14 protein-coding genes and 2 pseudogenes are annotated in these 15,048 nt (G+C 59.7%); 11 read left to right on the top strand and 5 right to left on the bottom strand.

What is annotated here, in order from left to right; all coding sequences use genetic code 11:
* The 5 genes and pseudogenes from ACIGDJ_RS21210 to ACIGDJ_RS21230 all read left to right on the top strand — a co-directional run.
* A pseudogene (locus tag ACIGDJ_RS21210) lies at positions 1-343 on the top strand (PhoH family protein); the annotation flags it as partial.
* Positions 344-582: 239 nt separating this feature from the next.
* Complete coding sequence (gene moaC / locus ACIGDJ_RS21215; RefSeq protein ID WP_312995332.1) at positions 583-1,056, top strand: cyclic pyranopterin monophosphate synthase MoaC; 474 nt, start codon at positions 583-585, stop codon at positions 1,054-1,056.
* The gene (locus ACIGDJ_RS21220; RefSeq protein ID WP_101159317.1) at positions 1,053-1,295 is read left to right on the top strand and encodes a MoaD/ThiS family protein; all 243 of its coding nucleotides are present in this window, start codon (positions 1,053-1,055) and stop codon (positions 1,293-1,295) included. Before moaC ends, ACIGDJ_RS21220 begins: the two co-directional genes overlap by 4 nt.
* Positions 1,296-1,298: 3 nt before the next feature.
* Positions 1,299-1,751: a molybdopterin synthase catalytic subunit MoaE gene (gene moaE / locus ACIGDJ_RS21225; protein ID WP_101159318.1), complete on the top strand. Its 453-nt coding sequence runs from the start codon at positions 1,299-1,301 to the stop codon at positions 1,749-1,751.
* A gap of 238 nt (positions 1,752-1,989) precedes the next feature.
* Positions 1,990-2,766 (top strand): ABC transporter substrate-binding protein, encoded by a 777-nt coding sequence (locus tag ACIGDJ_RS21230; protein ID WP_397480149.1) that lies wholly within the window; start codon positions 1,990-1,992, stop codon positions 2,764-2,766.
* 83 nt (positions 2,767-2,849) lie between these two features.
* Here ACIGDJ_RS21230 and ACIGDJ_RS21235 read toward each other — a convergent pair whose 3' ends face one another.
* The 5 genes from ACIGDJ_RS21235 to ACIGDJ_RS21255 all read right to left on the bottom strand — a co-directional run bounded on the left by ACIGDJ_RS21235 (position 2,850) and on the right by ACIGDJ_RS21255 (position 8,113).
* Positions 2,850-3,476 carry a transcriptional regulator gene (locus ACIGDJ_RS21235; RefSeq protein ID WP_397480150.1) on the bottom strand — a complete coding sequence of 209 codons (627 nt, stop codon included), beginning with the start codon at positions 3,474-3,476 and terminating at the stop codon, positions 2,850-2,852.
* Positions 3,477-3,560: 84 nt separating this feature from the next.
* Positions 3,561-4,688 (bottom strand): NAD(P)/FAD-dependent oxidoreductase, encoded by a 1,128-nt coding sequence (locus ACIGDJ_RS21240; RefSeq protein WP_397480151.1) that lies wholly within the window; start codon positions 4,686-4,688, stop codon positions 3,561-3,563.
* Positions 4,689-4,820: 132 nt separating this feature from the next.
* Positions 4,821-5,765 carry an ornithine cyclodeaminase family protein gene (locus ACIGDJ_RS21245; RefSeq protein WP_397480152.1) on the bottom strand — a complete coding sequence of 315 codons (945 nt, stop codon included), beginning with the start codon at positions 5,763-5,765 and terminating at the stop codon, positions 4,821-4,823.
* Positions 5,766-5,881: 116 nt separating this feature from the next.
* Complete coding sequence (gene rhlB, locus ACIGDJ_RS21250) at positions 5,882-7,360, bottom strand: ATP-dependent RNA helicase RhlB (protein WP_312995353.1); 1,479 nt, start codon at positions 7,358-7,360, stop codon at positions 5,882-5,884.
* Positions 7,361-7,456: 96 nt separating this feature from the next.
* Positions 7,457-8,113, bottom strand: coding sequence for an alpha/beta hydrolase (locus tag ACIGDJ_RS21255; RefSeq protein WP_101159324.1), 657 nt, complete (start codon positions 8,111-8,113; stop codon positions 7,457-7,459).
* A 468-nt stretch (positions 8,114-8,581) separates the two neighbouring features.
* Between ACIGDJ_RS21255 and ACIGDJ_RS21260 the strand changes: the two are divergent.
* From ACIGDJ_RS21260 to ACIGDJ_RS21285, 6 genes and pseudogenes are all read left to right on the top strand, one after another.
* Positions 8,582-9,612, top strand: a pseudogene (locus ACIGDJ_RS21260) (amino acid ABC transporter substrate-binding protein).
* A gap of 66 nt (positions 9,613-9,678) precedes the next feature.
* Complete coding sequence (locus ACIGDJ_RS21265) at positions 9,679-10,860, top strand: amino acid ABC transporter permease (RefSeq protein ID WP_101159325.1); 1,182 nt, start codon at positions 9,679-9,681, stop codon at positions 10,858-10,860.
* A gap of 10 nt (positions 10,861-10,870) precedes the next feature.
* Positions 10,871-11,965, top strand: coding sequence for an amino acid ABC transporter permease (locus tag ACIGDJ_RS21270; protein WP_397480154.1), 1,095 nt, complete (start codon positions 10,871-10,873; stop codon positions 11,963-11,965).
* Positions 11,966-11,978: 13 nt separating this feature from the next.
* Positions 11,979-12,743, top strand: coding sequence for an amino acid ABC transporter ATP-binding protein (locus ACIGDJ_RS21275; RefSeq protein ID WP_016771581.1), 765 nt, complete (start codon positions 11,979-11,981; stop codon positions 12,741-12,743).
* A gap of 187 nt (positions 12,744-12,930) precedes the next feature.
* Complete coding sequence (locus ACIGDJ_RS21280) at positions 12,931-13,590, top strand: FadR/GntR family transcriptional regulator (protein WP_397480155.1); 660 nt, start codon at positions 12,931-12,933, stop codon at positions 13,588-13,590.
* Positions 13,580-14,884, top strand: a complete 1,305-nt coding sequence (locus tag ACIGDJ_RS21285) for a CynX/NimT family MFS transporter (RefSeq protein WP_397480156.1) — start codon at positions 13,580-13,582, stop codon at positions 14,882-14,884. The genes ACIGDJ_RS21280 and ACIGDJ_RS21285 overlap by 11 nt, the downstream gene beginning before the upstream one ends.
* Positions 14,885-15,048: the final 164 nt, after the last annotated feature.

The raw sequence follows: 15,048 nt of genomic DNA on the forward strand, positions 1-15,048 counted from the left end.
CACCATTGGCAGCGTCGTCTACATCCTCTGGAAAGTGCCGCTGCAGTTCATTTCGCTCTTCTAGATTCGTGGGCGCAGCTTCCAGCAGAGCCTGATCCTGATCGACGAATGCCAGAACCTCACGCCGCACCAGATGAAAACCATCATCACCCGTGCCGGCGCCGGTTCCAAAGTGGTGTGCCTGGGCAACCTGGCGCAGATCGACACGCCTTACCTGTCCGCGACCAGCTCCGGGCTGACCTACCTGACCGAACGCTTCAAGGACTTCCCCAACGGTGTGCACATCACCCTGCAAGGGGTGCCTCGCTCGATTCTGGCTGAATACGCAGAGTCGCATTTGTAATCCCTCCCCCCGAACCGGGCGGCCCCGAAAGCCGCCCGGTTTTTTTATGCCCACGCACATCAAAATGTGGGAGCGGGCTTGCTCGCGAAAGCGGTATGTCAGGCAATCTCAAAGGTGACTGATCCACCGCTTTCGCGAGCAAGCCTGCTCCCACAGGGATTTGCGTCATGGCGGTGATCGCGCTCGCAGACATCTGACCCACAGGTTTACAATCCACGCTCCTGATCAGGAGTAATCCCGTGCTGACTCATCTCGATTCCCAAGGTCGCGCCAACATGGTCGACGTCACTGAAAAAGCCGTGACGTTCCGTGAAGCGACCGCTCAAGCGCTGGTGCGCATGCTTCCTGAAACCCTGCAGATGATCGTCAGCGGCGGTCATCCCAAGGGTGATGTGTTCGCCGTGGCACGCATTGCCGGGATTCAGGCGGCGAAGAAAACCAGCGATCTGATTCCGCTGTGCCATCCGCTGATGCTGACGGGCGTGAAAGTCGAACTCAGCGCCGAGGGTAATGACAGTGTGCGCATCGTCGCCCGCTGCAAGTTGTCCGGGCAAACTGGCGTCGAAATGGAAGCGCTTACTGCCGCCAGCGTTGCCGCCCTGACCATTTACGACATGTGCAAAGCCGTCGACCGTGGCATGACCATCGAAAGCGTGCGTCTGTTGGAGAAAGTCGGCGGCAAAAGCGGCCACTTCCAGGCGGAGCAGCCATGAAACTGACCGTTAAGTTTTTTGCCCGTTACCGTGAAGCGCTGGGCGTGGATTCGGTGGAAGTAGAAGGCAATTTCAACACCATCGACGATGTGCGCGCATTGCTGGCGCAACGTGATGGCGCCGAGGTGATGAGCGAGCAGAACCTGATGTGCGCGCGCAACGAAGATCTCTGCCAACTCGACGAGCCAGTGGTCGATGGTGACGAAGTGGCTTTTTTCCCCACCGTGACCGGAGGCTGAGCCATGGTGATTCGCGTGCAGGCGGCACCGTTTGATCCCGGTGCTGAAGTCAATGCGATGCATGCGGCTAATGTCGGCGTCGGCGCGGTGGTGAGTTTTGTCGGTTATGTACGCGACTTCAACGACGGCCGCGACGTGGCCGGGATGTTTCTCGAGCACTATCCGGGCATGACCGAAAAAGCCCTCGGCAAGATCGCTGTCGAAGCTGAGCAGCGCTGGCCGCTGTTGAAACTGGAAGTGCTGCACCGCGTCGGCGCGCTGGAGCCGGGCGAGCCGATCGTCTTCGTCGGCGCCGCCAGCGCTCATCGCCAGGCCGCGTTCGATGCCTGCGCCTTCGTCATGGACTACCTGAAAACCCGCGCACCGTTCTGGAAGAAAGAAAACACCAGCGACGGCCCGCGCTGGGTTGAAGGGCGCGACAGTGATCATGCGGCTGCGGATCGCTGGAAGCAGTAATTCTTGTGGTGTTCTCCCGTAAGCCTTCGCGAGCAAGCCCGCTCCCACCTTGGATCTGAGTCGTTCGCCGATCCAGTGTAGGAGCGGGCTTGCTCGCGATGGGGCCTTGCGAAACACCAAAAATCCCCTCTCTTTGCCTGATTGACGATTTGTACATCTAAGTCCAGTATGGATTTACAAGTACAAAAAAAGACTGCTGTCTTTCCGCTGCTCTTCACAACTTCGCGAGAGAACGAACATGAAGAAACTCCCCCTCGTCACCGGTCTGGCCCTCAGTCTGTTGGCTTGCGCCAGCACCTTCGCCGCCGAGAAAACCCTGCGCATCGGCATCGAAGCCGCTTACCCGCCGTTCGCTTCGAAAACCGACAAAGGTGAAATCGTCGGTTTCGACTACGACATCGGCAATGCCCTGTGTGCGCAGATGAAGGTCAAGTGCGCGTGGGTCGAGGGTGAGTTCGACGGCCTGATTCCGTCGTTGAAAGTGAAGAAGATCGACATGGCGCTGTCGTCGATGACCATCAACGAAGATCGCAGGAAGTCGGTGGATTTCAGCCACAAGTATTACTTCACTTCTTCGCGTCTGGTGATGAAAGAGGGCGCCAGCGTCGACGATCAATACGCCAGCCTCAAGGGCAAGAACGTCGGCGTGCAGCGCGCGACCACTACCGATCGTTTCGCCACCGAGGTGTTCGAACCCAAGGGCATCAACGTCAAGCGCTACAGCAACAACGAAGAGATCTACATGGACCTGGCAGCGGGGCGCCTTGATGCAATCTTCGCCGACACTATTCCGCTCAATGACTTTCTGTCGATGCCGCGTGGCAAGGGTTATGCGTTTGTCGGGCCGGAGCTGAAGGATCCGAAGTACGTCGGCGAGGGTGCCGGGATTGCGGTGCGCAAGGGCAATGCCGAACTGGTCAGCCAGCTGAACAGCGCCATCGACGGGATTCGCGCGAGTGGCGAGTATCAAAAGATTTCCGAAAGGTATTTCAAGGCCGATATCTACGGCGACTGATAAAAAGATCGCAGCCCTCGGCAGGTCCTACATGGGAATGCGTTCTCCTGTAGGAGCTGCCGTAGGCTGCGATCTTTTGATTTTCAGCCCTTCAATTCCTTCAAATGCTTGTACACCGTCGCCCGGCCCATGTTCAGCACATTGGCCACATAGTTCGAGGCGCTCTTGCCCTTGAACGCTCCTTCGGCGTGCAGCGCCAATACCAGTTCGCGTTTGTGATCGCGGGTCAGCAGGTTCAGGCTCAACTGCCGCTCGCGCAGCCAGGCGTGGAGGAAGGTATTGATGCGTTCCTGCCAGTCATCACGAAACAGTGAGTCCGGTTGCGGAATCAGTTTGCTCGGTGACAGGAACAGGTCCAGCGCCGCTTTGGCGTTTTCGAACAATGAGATGTTGAGGTTGATGCACAGCACCGCCAGCGGACGACTTTCGCCGTCGCGCAACACGGTGCTCAGGCTGCGAATTTTCTGACCGTCCCAGTTGAGCTTTTCGTACGGGCCGATGTTCCTGTCGCTGACATCCTCGCTGAGCATGTCTTCCAGCGACGAGTCGTCGCCGAGCTCGCGCTTGGACAGGTTGTTGGCGATGTAGTCGACCTTCTGCGTACGCAGGTCGTGCAACACCACCTCGGCATGAGGGAAGAACAGCGTAGCGATGGCGTCGGCGATGGCGCGGAAGTTATCCAGCGCCGGGTCGAATTCGGGGGCAGTCATGACAGTGGAGCTCCAGGCAGCGTCAGCGCCCCTTGTGCCGGGGCGCTGCGAGTTTGCCGTAATACCTTGGACGAGTCGATGCGATCAAGTCAGTCGAGCGGGGGAGAGCATGGCGCTGTCCAGGCCGAATTCGTGCAGGTGCTCGGGTAGCGGCTCGCCGCGCACCAGCGCCGCACTGGCCTGGCCCATCGCCGGTGACGTCTGAATGCCGTAACCGCCCTGCGCAGCAACCCAGAACAGCCCCGGCACCTGCGGGTCGAAACCGCTGAGCAGATCACCGTCAGCGACGAAACTGCGCAAGCCAGCCCAGGTGCGCGTCGGGCGGCGGATGGTCAGCGTGGTGGCTTCTTCGATCTGGTAGATGCCCATGGCGATGTCGAGTTCTTCCGGCTGCACGTCATGCGGTTCGACAGGATCGGCATTAGCCGGTGAGCCGAGGAACATACCGGCGTCGGGCTTCATGTAGAAGGATTCGTCGAGGCTGACCAGCATCGGCCAATGATGAATATCCACGCCTTCAGGACCGGCAAAGATAAACGCAGCGCGACGTTTCGGTTGCACGCCCAGCGGCCGGGCGCCTGCCAAAGCGCCGATCCTGTCGGCCCAGGCGCCGGCGGCATTGATGAGCACCGGTGCGCTGAAAGTCTCGCCGCTGGTTTGCACGTGCCAGATGCCTTCGGCATCGCGACTCAGGCCGAGCACTTCGCAATCGGTGCGGACTTCGCCGTGGTTGCGCCGAATCCCGCGCAGATAGCCCTGATGCAGCGCATCAGTATCAATGTCGCAGGCCGAAGGATCATAGATCGCGCCGTGGACTTTGTCCCGGCGCAGAATCGGCAGGCGTGCGCAGGCTTCTTCGGCAGTGAGCAATTGCATCTGCGGCACGGTGGCTTTGGCGCTGAGGTATTGGTTGTTCAGTTCGGCGGGGTCACCGATGAAATCGACGGTCATTTCGCCGCGCGGGGTCAGCAGCGGATGCTCGCAGAAACCGCTCGGCGGGTGGTCGAAGAACGCGCGGCTGGCCTGAGTCAGTGCGCGTACCTGTGCGGTGCCGTAGGCGGCGGTGTACAAAGCAGCGGAACGACCGGTGGAGTGATAGCCAGGTTGAGATTCACGCTCGAGCACGATCACTTTGCCGTGCGGCGCCAGCCAGAACCCGGTGGAAGCGCCGGCAATCCCGCCGCCGATGATGATGAAATCTGCGTGGTTCATGAAAACTCCAAGGCTATCGAGAACTCTGTAGAAGTTGTCGAGTGAAACGAGGCTGCGATCTTTTGATCTCGATCTTGAAAACAGGATCAAAAGATCGCAGCCTTCGGCAGCTCCTACAGGGGACATGTGGTGTTAGTGGTGCAGGTGATAAACCGCATTGGCGAGCGCAATGTCTTCCAGGCCCAAGCCGATCGAACGGAAAAACACATGCCTATGGTAATCGGGCCGTGCAGTCTTCTCGCTGAGCAAATCCGCCAGATCGCCAACAATCGACTCCTTGTTCCAGCCATGCTGCTCAGCCGCAATCAACATCTCACCCGCAGACGCCGGGGTGGTCAGACGATAGTCGCAGAACACCTGCATGTCGTTGAGGCTGCCCGGCGGCACCTCATGCGCGCGTGGGGCGTTGGTGCTGATCGAGGTGATCAACGCCGGTTTGCTCAATTCGGCAGGATCAATCACCGGCCCGGCCGACGAGGTGCAGAGCATGATCACCTGCGCGTCGGCGAAGGCGGACTCGCGGCTATCGGCAATCTTCAATTGCGGCGCGATGGCCTTCAATACGGCCTGAGTTTCGGCATCTTCCATCAGCGAAGGGGAATAAAGGGTGATGCTCTGCCAGTCGCGCAGGGATCTGACGTAATGCAGGTGCGCTTGAGCGACCTTGCCGCTGCCGATGATCGCCAGTCGCTGAGCATTCAACGGCGCGAGTGCATCGACCGCTACCGCCGTGGTTGCAGCCGTGCGCGCGATGGTCAGTTCACCGGCATCGCAGAGCAAGAGCGGCTGGCCGGTTTGCATCGACATCAACAGGGTCCACGCCGTCACCAGCGCACCCTGCTCACGAACGATGTACGGCGAAGTCTTCACCCCGTAGACGCCGTCCTCGGCCAGCACACCGAGATAATTGATGAAGTCGCCAGCACCCTTGGGAAAGTCCACCAACTGCTGAGCTGGCTGCACGGCGTTACCGGCCGCGAGATCGCGGAACAGTTTGCGCAGAATCTCCGGCACATCGATGCATGCCAGGAGCTCACGGGCCTGAGCTTGATTGATCACATAGGGGGTGCTGGACATTTTTGCTCCAAAACTAAACTTATTTTTCCATTATGGACTTTTAGTTCTGGCGAGCAACCATCGGGCATAAAAAAAGCGCAGTCCGTTTCCGGCTGCGCTTTTTCATACCTCGACGCTTATTGCGGACGCTTGCGCTCAACCGCGCGCAGCAGATGCGTCGGCGGCGTTTCGCAGCTGATCTTGCGACCGAGTTTCTCTTCGATGGACGGCAACTGATACGAGTCGTCTTCGCCAGCAAAGCTGATCGACACACCATCGGCCCCCGCGCGACCGGTACGGCCGATGCGGTGCACGTAGTCGTCCGGCACTTCAGGCAGGGTGAAGTTGATCACATGGCTGATGCCGTCGATGTGAATGCCGCGACCGGCGACATCAGTGGCCACCAGCACGCGGATCTTGCCTTCGCGGAAACCTTCCAGGGTTTTGATGCGCTTGTGCTGCGGTACGTCGCCGGATAGTTGCGCGGCGTTGATGCCGTCGCGCACCAGACGCTCTTCGATGCGGCGCACTTCGTCCTTGCGGTTGGCGAACACGATCACGCGCTCCCAGCCGTTGTCGTTGACCAGGTTGTAGAGCAGTTTGTATTTGTCGGCTGCGGCCACGGCGTAGATGTGCTGCTCGACGTTCTCGTTGGCGACGTTGGTGATTTCGATTTCGACGATCGCCGGGTCGGTGGTCCATTGCTTGGCGAGGTTCATCACGTCTTCGGTGAAGGTCGCGGAGAACAGCAGGGTCTGGCGCTCGGATTTCGGTGGGGTCTGGCGAATGATCTGCCGCACCTGCGGGATGAAACCCATGTCGAGCATGCGGTCGGCTTCGTCCAGCACCATCACTTCGACCATGTCCAGGTGCACGTCGCCGCGCTGGTTGAAGTCGAGCAGGCGGCCCGGTGTGGCGACAAGGATGTCGCAGTGGCGCGCTTCGAGGTGCTTGAGCTGTTTGTCGAAATCCATGCCGCCGACAAACGTCATCACGTTGAGGCCGGTGTACTTGGTCAGGTCAGCGGCATCCTTGGCGATCTGCACCACCAGTTCGCGTGTCGGCGCAATGATCAGCGCGCGCGGCTCGCCCATGTAGCGTTCTTTCGGCGGCGGCGTCTGCAGCAACTGGGTGATGATCGAGATCAGGAACGCGGCGGTTTTGCCGGTGCCGGTCTGCGCGCGGCCGATGGCGTCTTTGCCGGCGAGGGTGAAGCCCAGCACCTGCGCCTGGATCGGCGTGCAATACGGAAAGCCCAGATCCTGGATGGCGTGCATCAGTTCCGGGGCGAGTTTGAAATCGTGAAAGCGGGTCTTGCCTTCCTGAGGCTCGACGACGAAGTCTTCGAGTTTCCATGGAATCACCGGTGCCTTGGGCTTCGGTTCGCGACGCGGTCTGGCCGGTTTCGGCGCTTCGCTGCGCGCAGGCTCGGCGGCGATTGGCGCGGCCGTAACGGGTTTTTCTTCTGGCGTCGGTGCGGCTGCGGGAGCGGGGCGGTCGGCCTGCGGGGCATCGGTGCGATGACCGGGGGCGTGCGACGGCGCACTGGGAACTGGCGCGAGCTGCTCAGCCTCGCTTTTACCGAACATTTTCTTGAGTGCTTTGAGCACGGTCATCTCATCAATTGGTTAAGGAATGTACGCCGGCAAGTGTAATGCAAGAAACGGGCGCGGCGTAGTAGGAGGGATCAAAGGGCAGGGATTGGCCGCAAATCAGCGCAGGCGTTCGCTCAGCCAGACGCCAATGTCGCGAATCTCTTCAGGTAACACTTCGTGCTCCATTGGGTATTCCTGCCATGTCACGGTGACACCATGCTTCTTCAGATGCTCATAAGCGCTGCGGCCCATCGAGTTCTGCACCACGTTATCGAATTGTCCATGCAGTGAAAGCACCGGAATGCGTTGCTGGCTGGCGGACAATTCCAGTTCATCACTGAACGTCGGCGCATAAGTCGACAACGCCAGAACGCCACCCAACGGCCCCTGCCACTTCACAAAAGCGGTGTGCAGCACTACGGCGCCGCCTTGGGAAAAACCGGCGAGAAAAATCCGCGAGGCGTCTATTCCGCTGGCGCGCTCGTTTTCGATCAGTTCAATGATGCGATCCGCCGAGGCTTCCAGCTCGTCGAGATCGATTGCCCGTGCCGGGCTCATGGCCTTGATGTCGTACCAGCTGGGCATGGCATATCCGCCATTTATCGTCACCGGACGCGTCGGCGCCTGCGGCAGCACAAAACGTGTGCTCAGCAGACTTTCCTGCAGTGCCTCGGCCACCGGAAGGAAGTCATAGCGGTCGGCGCCGAGGCCGTGCAGCCAGATTACGCAGGCATCTGCAGGCTTAACAGGCTGAAGAATCAAGGGCTCGGTCATATCTGCTCCAAAAATGTGCGGGCGCTCTCATTGAGTGCGTGATTGAAGTGCGCGCCCGGTTGATCCGTTAACAAGATGTCGCAAGGCTACAAGTTTAGCTATTGACGTGTCGTGCAATCACTTTGGCAAGCGGTGTGGTACGGCGTTTGCTATGGAGGTTTGCGTACGAAGCGTCCTACGCGTGGCGGTAACACTATCAGTCTACGTCGCACGATGGGACAGCAACGAATCCGGTGATGGATGTTCGCCAATGGCCGCTACGGGCTTAGCGAACGTGAAAGGGCTACAGCCCGTTCGGCCGATTGGTGAGAAGTGAGTGATCCATGATGTGGATTTTCTCCTACTAGACTCATGGCGAAGGTCTTACGTCGGTTGACCCCAAAAAAAGCCAACACGGGTCAACAACGCCTCAAAAGGGTGCGACTGGACTCAAGCTCCGACACAACAAGAGCAAAACTGGAGGTTTGAATGAAGATGTTGAAATCCACTCTGGCGGTCGTGACTGCAGCAGCAGTACTCGGCGTCAGCGGGTTCGCTCAGGCGGGTGCAACCCTGGATGCGGTACAAAAGAAAGGTTTCGTGCAGTGTGGCGTGAGCGACGGTCTGCCAGGCTTCTCGGTACCGGATGCAACCGGCAAGATCCTCGGCATCGATGCTGACGTTTGCCGCGCTGTGGCCGCCGCCGTTTTCGGCGACGCCAACAAGGTCAAGTTCAGTCAGTTGAACGCCAAGGAGCGCTTCACCGCGCTGCAATCGGGCGAGATCGACATCCTCTCGCGCAACACCACCATGACCAGCTCTCGCGATGCGGGCATGGGCCTGAAATTCCCGGGCTTCATCACCTACTACGACGGCATCGGCTTCCTGGTTAACAACAAGCTGGGCGTGAAAAGTGCCAAAGAGCTCGACGGCGCGACCATCTGCATCCAGGCCGGTACCACCACCGAGCTGAACGTTTCCGACTACTTCCGTGGCAACGGTCTGAAATACACCCCGATCACTTCGACACCTCCGATGAAAGCGCCAAGTCGCTGGAATCCGGTCGTTGCGACGTGCTGACCTCCGACAAGTCGCAGCTGTTCGCCCAGCGCAGCAAGCTGGCCTCGCCGAAGGACTACGTGGTGCTGCCGGAAACCATTTCCAAAGAACCACTGGGCCCGGTCGTGCGTAATGGCGACGACGAGTGGCTGGCCATCGTGCGTTGGGTCGGCTACGCGCTGCTCAATGCCGAAGAAGCCGGCATTACTTCGAAAAACGTCGAAGCTGAAGCCAAGTCGACCAAGAATCCGGACGTGGCCCGGATGCTCGGCGCTGACGGCGAGTACGGCAAAGACCTGAAACTGCCGAAAGACTGGGTTGTGCAGATCGTCAAGCAAGTCGGCAACTACGGTGAAATCTTCGAGAAAAACCTCGGCAAGAGCACTCCGCTGGAAATCGACCGCGGCTTGAACGCCCTGTGGAACAACGGCGGCATTCAGTACGCACCACCAGTGCGCTAATGGTTCTATCGCCCGGCGGGCCAACCGCCGGGTGATGTTCTTGTTCCATTTCTTCCGGGGCACTTCATGCAAAATTCAATCGGCGCACCAAAGCAGAGGCTCAGCCTCAGCGATCCACGAGTGCGTGCGTGGCTATTCCAGATCATCACGGTTGTGGCGGTGGTCTCGCTTGGCTGGTACCTGTTCGACAATACCCAAACCAACCTTCAGCACCGGGGCATCACCTCCGGTTTCAGCTTTCTGGAGCGCAGTGCCGGGTTCGGCATCGCTCAAACCCTGATCGACTACACCGAAGCGGACAGTTACGCGCGGGTGTTTGTCATCGGCCTGCTCAACACCCTGTTGGTCACCTTTATCGGCGTGATCCTGGCGACGATTCTCGGTTTCATCGTCGGTGTAGCGCGGCTGTCGCAGAACTGGATCATCGCCAAACTGGCGACGGTGTATGTGGAAGTGTTCCGCAATATTCCACCGCTGCTGCAGATCCTGTTCTGGTACTTCGCGGTGTTCCTGACCATGCCGGGACCGCGCAACAGCCACAACTTCGGCGACACCTTCTTCGTCAGCAGCCGTGGCCTGAACATGCCGGCCGCGCTGGCCGCTGACGGCTTCTGGGCCTTCGTGATCAGCATTGTGCTGGCCATCGTCGGCATCCTGCTGATGACCCGCTGGGCCAACAAGCGCTTCGAAGAAACCGGCGTGCCGTTTCACAAGTTCTGGGCCGGCCTGGCGATCCTGCTGGTGATCCCGACCTTGTGTGCATTGATCTTCGGCGCTCCGCTGCATTGGGAAATGCCTGAGCTCAAGGGCTTCAACTTTGTCGGCGGCTGGGTATTGATCCCGGAACTGCTGGCGTTGACCCTCGCACTCACCGTGTACACCGCAGCGTTCATCGCCGAGATCGTGCGTTCCGGGATCAAGTCGGTCAGCCATGGCCAGACCGAAGCGGCGCGTTCGCTCGGCCTGCGCAACGGCCCGACCCTGCGCAAGGTGATCATTCCGCAAGCCCTGCGCGTGATCATTCCGCCGCTGACCAGCCAATACCTCAACCTGGCAAAAAACTCCTCGCTGGCCGCCGGCATCGGTTACCCGGAAATGGTTTCGCTGTTCGCCGGCACCGTGCTCAACCAGACCGGGCAGGCCATCGAGGTGATTGCCATCACCATGAGCGTCTACCTGGCGATCAGTATCAGCATTTCCCTGCTGATGAACTGGTACAACAAGCGCATTGCGCTGATCGAGCGGTAAGGAAAAGCGCATGAGTACTCATACTTTCAAACCCGACATGCCTCCACCCAACAGCAGCATCGGCGTGGTGGCGTGGATGCGCGCGAACATGTTTTCCAGCTGGCTCAACACCCTGCTGACGCTGTTCGCGTTCTACCTGATCTACCTCGTCGTGCCGCCGATCCTCAGCTGGGCGATCGTCGATGCCAATTGGGTCGGCACCACGCGCGCCGACTGCACCAAGGAAGGCGCCTGCTGGGTGTTCATTCAGCAGCGTTTCGGCCAGTTCATGTACGGCTATTACCCGACCGAACTCCGCTGGCGCGTTGACCTGACCGTGTGGCTGGCAGTCATTGGTGTAGCGCCACTGTTCATCTCGCGCATGCCGCGCAAAGCGGTCTACGGCCTGAGCTTTTTGGTGCTGTACCCGATCATCGCCTTCACTTTGCTGCATGGCGGTTTCGGTCTGACCACCGTGCCGACCAGCCAGTGGGGCGGCCTGATGCTGACCCTGGTGATCGCCACCGTTGGTATTGCCGGAGCGTTGCCGCTGGGCATCGTGCTGGCGCTGGGCCGGCGCTCGAACATGCCGGCGATTCGCGTGGTCTGTGTGACCTTCATCGAGTTCTGGCGCGGCGTGCCGTTGATCACGGTGTTGTTCATGTCCTCGGTGATGCTGCCGCTGTTCCTGCCCGAAGGCATGAACTTCGACAAGCTGCTGCGCGCACTGATCGGGGTGATCCTGTTCCAGTCGGCCTATGTTGCCGAAGTGGTGCGCGGCGGCCTGCAAGCGATCCCCAAAGGCCAATACGAAGCCGCAGCGGCAATGGGCCTCGGTTACTGGCGCTCGATGGGCCTGGTGATTTTGCCGCAAGCCCTGAAGCTGGTGATTCCCGGCATCGTCAACACGTTCATTGCGCTGTTCAAGGACACCAGTCTGGTGATCATCATCGGCCTGTTCGATCTGCTCAACAGCGTCAAGCAAGCCGCTGCCGATCCGAAATGGCTGGGCATGGCCACTGAAGGCTACGTGTTCGCCGCCCTGGTGTTCTGGATTTTCTGTTTTGGTATGTCGCGCTATTCCATGCATCTGGAACGCAAGCTCGACACTGGCCACAAGCGTTAGGAGTTCTCTGTAAATGAGCGAAGCAATCAAAAAGCCTGTGGGCCCTGAAGGCATTATCCAGATGCAGGGCGTGAACAAGTGGTACGGCCAGTTTCACGTACTCAAAGACATCAACCTCAACGTCAAGCAGGGCGAGCGCATCGTTCTCTGCGGCCCGTCGGGTTCCGGCAAATCGACGACGATTCGTTGCCTCAATCGCCTGGAAGAACACCAGCAAGGCCGCATCGTTGTCGATGGCGTGGAGCTGACCAACGACCTCAAGCAGATCGAAGCGATCCGCCGCGAAGTCGGCATGGTGTTCCAGCACTTCAACCTGTTCCCGCACCTGACCATTCTGCAGAACTGCACCCTGGCGCCGATGTGGGTGCGCAAGATGCCCAAGCGCAAGGCCGAAGAAATCGCCATGCATTACCTGGAGCGCGTACGCATTCCGGAGCAGGCGCACAAATACCCGGGCCAATTGTCCGGCGGTCAGCAACAGCGTGTGGCGATTGCCCGCGCCTTGTGCATGAAGCCGAAAATCATGCTGTTCGACGAACCGACGTCAGCGCTCGATCCGGAGATGGTGAAAGAGGTTCTGGATACCATGATCGGTCTCGCCGAAGACGGCATGACCATGCTTTGTGTGACCCATGAAATGGGCTTTGCCCGCACCGTGGCGAACCGCGTGATCTTCATGGACAAGGGCGAGATCGTTGAACAGGCCGCGCCGAACGACTTCTTCGATAATCCGCAAAATGATCGGACGAAGTTGTTCTTGAGTCAGATTTTGCATTGATCTGACTGCGCTCTGAAATAAACCCGGATCTGTTCCGGGTTTGTTTTTGCGCGCGGTTATTGCCTTCGCCCGTGGGCCCGATCGAAAACGTGCCCATAAGCAGAGCGTCCCCAAGGTTGTGTGCGCCGTCGGGTCTGACTAACATGTCGGAAAATTCATCCTATGATTGGATGAAAAGGCGAGGTTCATGTCCGACATTTCCCCTTTGATCAAGCGATCCCTGGTCGACCAGGCTCTGGACCAACTGCGTCAGCGCATCAACAGCGGTGCATGGCAGGTCGGTGAGCGGCTGCCGACTGAACCGGAGCTGTGCGCCGAGTTGGGCATCAGCCGCAACACCGTGCGTGAGGCCATGCGCGTGCTGGCGTTTTCTGACCTGATCGAAATCCGTCAGGGCGACGGCAGTTATCTGCGCGCCTTGGTCGATCCGCTCGACACGCTGAAAGCGTTATCGCGGTGTTCGCTGGATCAGGCGCGGGAAACCCGGCATATCCTCGAAGTCGAGGCCATCGGCCTGGCGGCGCTGCGCCGTACCGACGAGGATCTGGCGGCGTTGCGTGAAGCGCTCGGCACCAGTGGCTGCCACTACCATGGCGACCTCGACACTTACATCGCCTGCGATCTGGTGTTTCACCGGCGTCTGGTCGACGCCGCGCACAACCCGACCCTCAGCGAGCTGTATCGCTACTTCTCCAGCATCGTGGGCGCGCAATTGCGCCAGACCCTGAATATCTCCCCGCGCCGTCAGGAAGTGTTCGACTTGCACATCGCCTTGCTCGATGCGGTCGAGCAACGCGACCCGGAACGGGCCAAAGCCTTGTCGAGGCAACTGATCAATGAACCTTGAAACCGAGAAAACCATGCCCCGCACTGAGTTATCCACAACGTCGAAACGCTCGCCTGAGCTGGAGGAGTTGCTGATTGATGCCGAGGCTGATGACGAGCAGGTCCAGCAAAGTCATCCGTTAGTAAAACGTCCATGGCTGTTGCTGCTCGGGTTGATTCTGGTGGCGCTGAACCTGCGCCCGGCATTGTCGAGCATGGCGCCGTTACTCAGCGAGGTTTCCAGGAGCCTCGGGCTGTCTGCGGCGCAGGCGGGATTGCTGACCACGTTGCCGGTGCTGTGCCTGGGTTTGTTTGCGCCGCTGGCGCCGATTCTGGCGCGGCGTTTCGGTGCTGAGCGGGTGGTGTTGGGCATTCTGCTGACGCTGGCTGGCGGGATTATCCTGCGCAGTAACTTCGGCGAGATCGGCCTGTTCGCTGGCAGTGTGCTCGGCGGCGCCAGCATCGGCATCGTCGGCGTTTTGCTGCCGGGTATCGTCAAACGCGATTTTGCCAAACACGCTGGCACCATGACGGGCGTCTACACCATGGCCCTGTGCTTGGGCGCGGCGATGGCGGCGGGTTCGACCGTGCCGCTGAGTGAGCATTTCGGCAACAACTGGGCGATGGGCCTGGGGTTCTGGGTGATTCCGGCGCTGGTGGCAGCGGTATTCTGGCTGCCGCAAGTCGGCTCCAGGCACGGCGCGCACAACGTCGCTTATCGCGTGCGCGGGTTGCTGCGCGATCCGCTGGCCTGGCAAGTGACCTTGTACATGGGCCTGCAATCGTCGCTGGCCTACATCGTGTTTGGCTGGTTGCCGTCGATCCTTATCGGACGCGGGCTGACACCGACTCAGGCCGGATTGGTGCTGTCCGGTTCGGTGGTCATTCAACTGGCCAGCTCACTGGCCGCGCCGTGGCTGGCAACCCGTGGCAAGGATCAGCGTCTGGCGATCGTCGTGGTCATGGCGCTGACCCTGGCCGGTCTGTTCGGCTGCCTGTACGCACCGATCGAAGGTCTGTGGGGCTGGGCGATTCTGCTCGGGCTGGGGCAGGGCGGTACGTTCAGTCTGGCCCTGACCCTGATCGTGCTGCGCTCGCGCGATTCCCATGTGGCGGCGAACCTGTCGAGCATGTCGCAGGGTTTCGGTTACACGTTGGCGTCTATGGGACCGTTCGCCGTGGGCGTGGTGCATGACTGGACCGGCGGCTGGAATGCGCTGGGCTGGATCTTCGGCATTATCGGCGCCGGTGCGATCATTGCCGGGCTGGGTGCCGGGCGGGCGCTTTATGTGCAGGTGCAAAGCGAAAGAACCTGAATGCACTGATTTCAAATGTGGGAGCGGGCTTGCTCGCGAAGGCAGTGTGTCAGTCACATCAATGTTGGCTGACCCACTGCATTCGCGAGCAAGCCCGCTCCCACACTGGATTTGTGTACTGCGGGTATTCGGCAAGCGAATGCCGATAGTGTTTCTGCGCTTTG

Source organism: Pseudomonas sp. NPDC079367 (assembly GCF_044542195.1).
In the GTDB taxonomy this organism is placed as follows: Bacteria; Pseudomonadota; Gammaproteobacteria; order Pseudomonadales; family Pseudomonadaceae; genus Aquipseudomonas.

Excerpts from the sequence above, each read along its gene's own strand:
- ACIGDJ_RS21270 (WP_397480154.1), top strand. The coding sequence starts at position 10,871 with ATGAGTACTCATACTTTCAAACCCGACATGCCTCCACCCAACAGCAGC.
- moaE (WP_101159318.1), top strand. The coding sequence starts at position 1,299 with ATGGTGATTCGCGTGCAGGCGGCACCGTTTGATCCCGGTGCTGAAGTC.
- ACIGDJ_RS21220 (WP_101159317.1), top strand. The coding sequence starts at position 1,053 with ATGAAACTGACCGTTAAGTTTTTTGCCCGTTACCGTGAAGCGCTGGGC.
- ACIGDJ_RS21245 (WP_397480152.1), bottom strand. The coding sequence starts at position 5,765 with ATGTCCAGCACCCCCTATGTGATCAATCAAGCTCAGGCCCGTGAGCTC.
- ACIGDJ_RS21235 (WP_397480150.1), bottom strand. The coding sequence starts at position 3,476 with ATGACTGCCCCCGAATTCGACCCGGCGCTGGATAACTTCCGCGCCATC.
- ACIGDJ_RS21280 (WP_397480155.1), top strand. The coding sequence starts at position 12,931 with ATGTCCGACATTTCCCCTTTGATCAAGCGATCCCTGGTCGACCAGGCT.
- rhlB (WP_312995353.1), bottom strand. The coding sequence starts at position 7,360 with ATGACCGTGCTCAAAGCACTCAAGAAAATGTTCGGTAAAAGCGAGGCT.
- ACIGDJ_RS21265 (WP_101159325.1), top strand. The coding sequence starts at position 9,679 with ATGCAAAATTCAATCGGCGCACCAAAGCAGAGGCTCAGCCTCAGCGAT.
- ACIGDJ_RS21275 (WP_016771581.1), top strand. The coding sequence starts at position 11,979 with ATGAGCGAAGCAATCAAAAAGCCTGTGGGCCCTGAAGGCATTATCCAG.
- ACIGDJ_RS21285 (WP_397480156.1), top strand. The coding sequence starts at position 13,580 with ATGAACCTTGAAACCGAGAAAACCATGCCCCGCACTGAGTTATCCACA.
- ACIGDJ_RS21230 (WP_397480149.1), top strand. The coding sequence starts at position 1,990 with ATGAAGAAACTCCCCCTCGTCACCGGTCTGGCCCTCAGTCTGTTGGCT.
- ACIGDJ_RS21240 (WP_397480151.1), bottom strand. The coding sequence starts at position 4,688 with ATGAACCACGCAGATTTCATCATCATCGGCGGCGGGATTGCCGGCGCT.
- ACIGDJ_RS21255 (WP_101159324.1), bottom strand. The coding sequence starts at position 8,113 with ATGACCGAGCCCTTGATTCTTCAGCCTGTTAAGCCTGCAGATGCCTGC.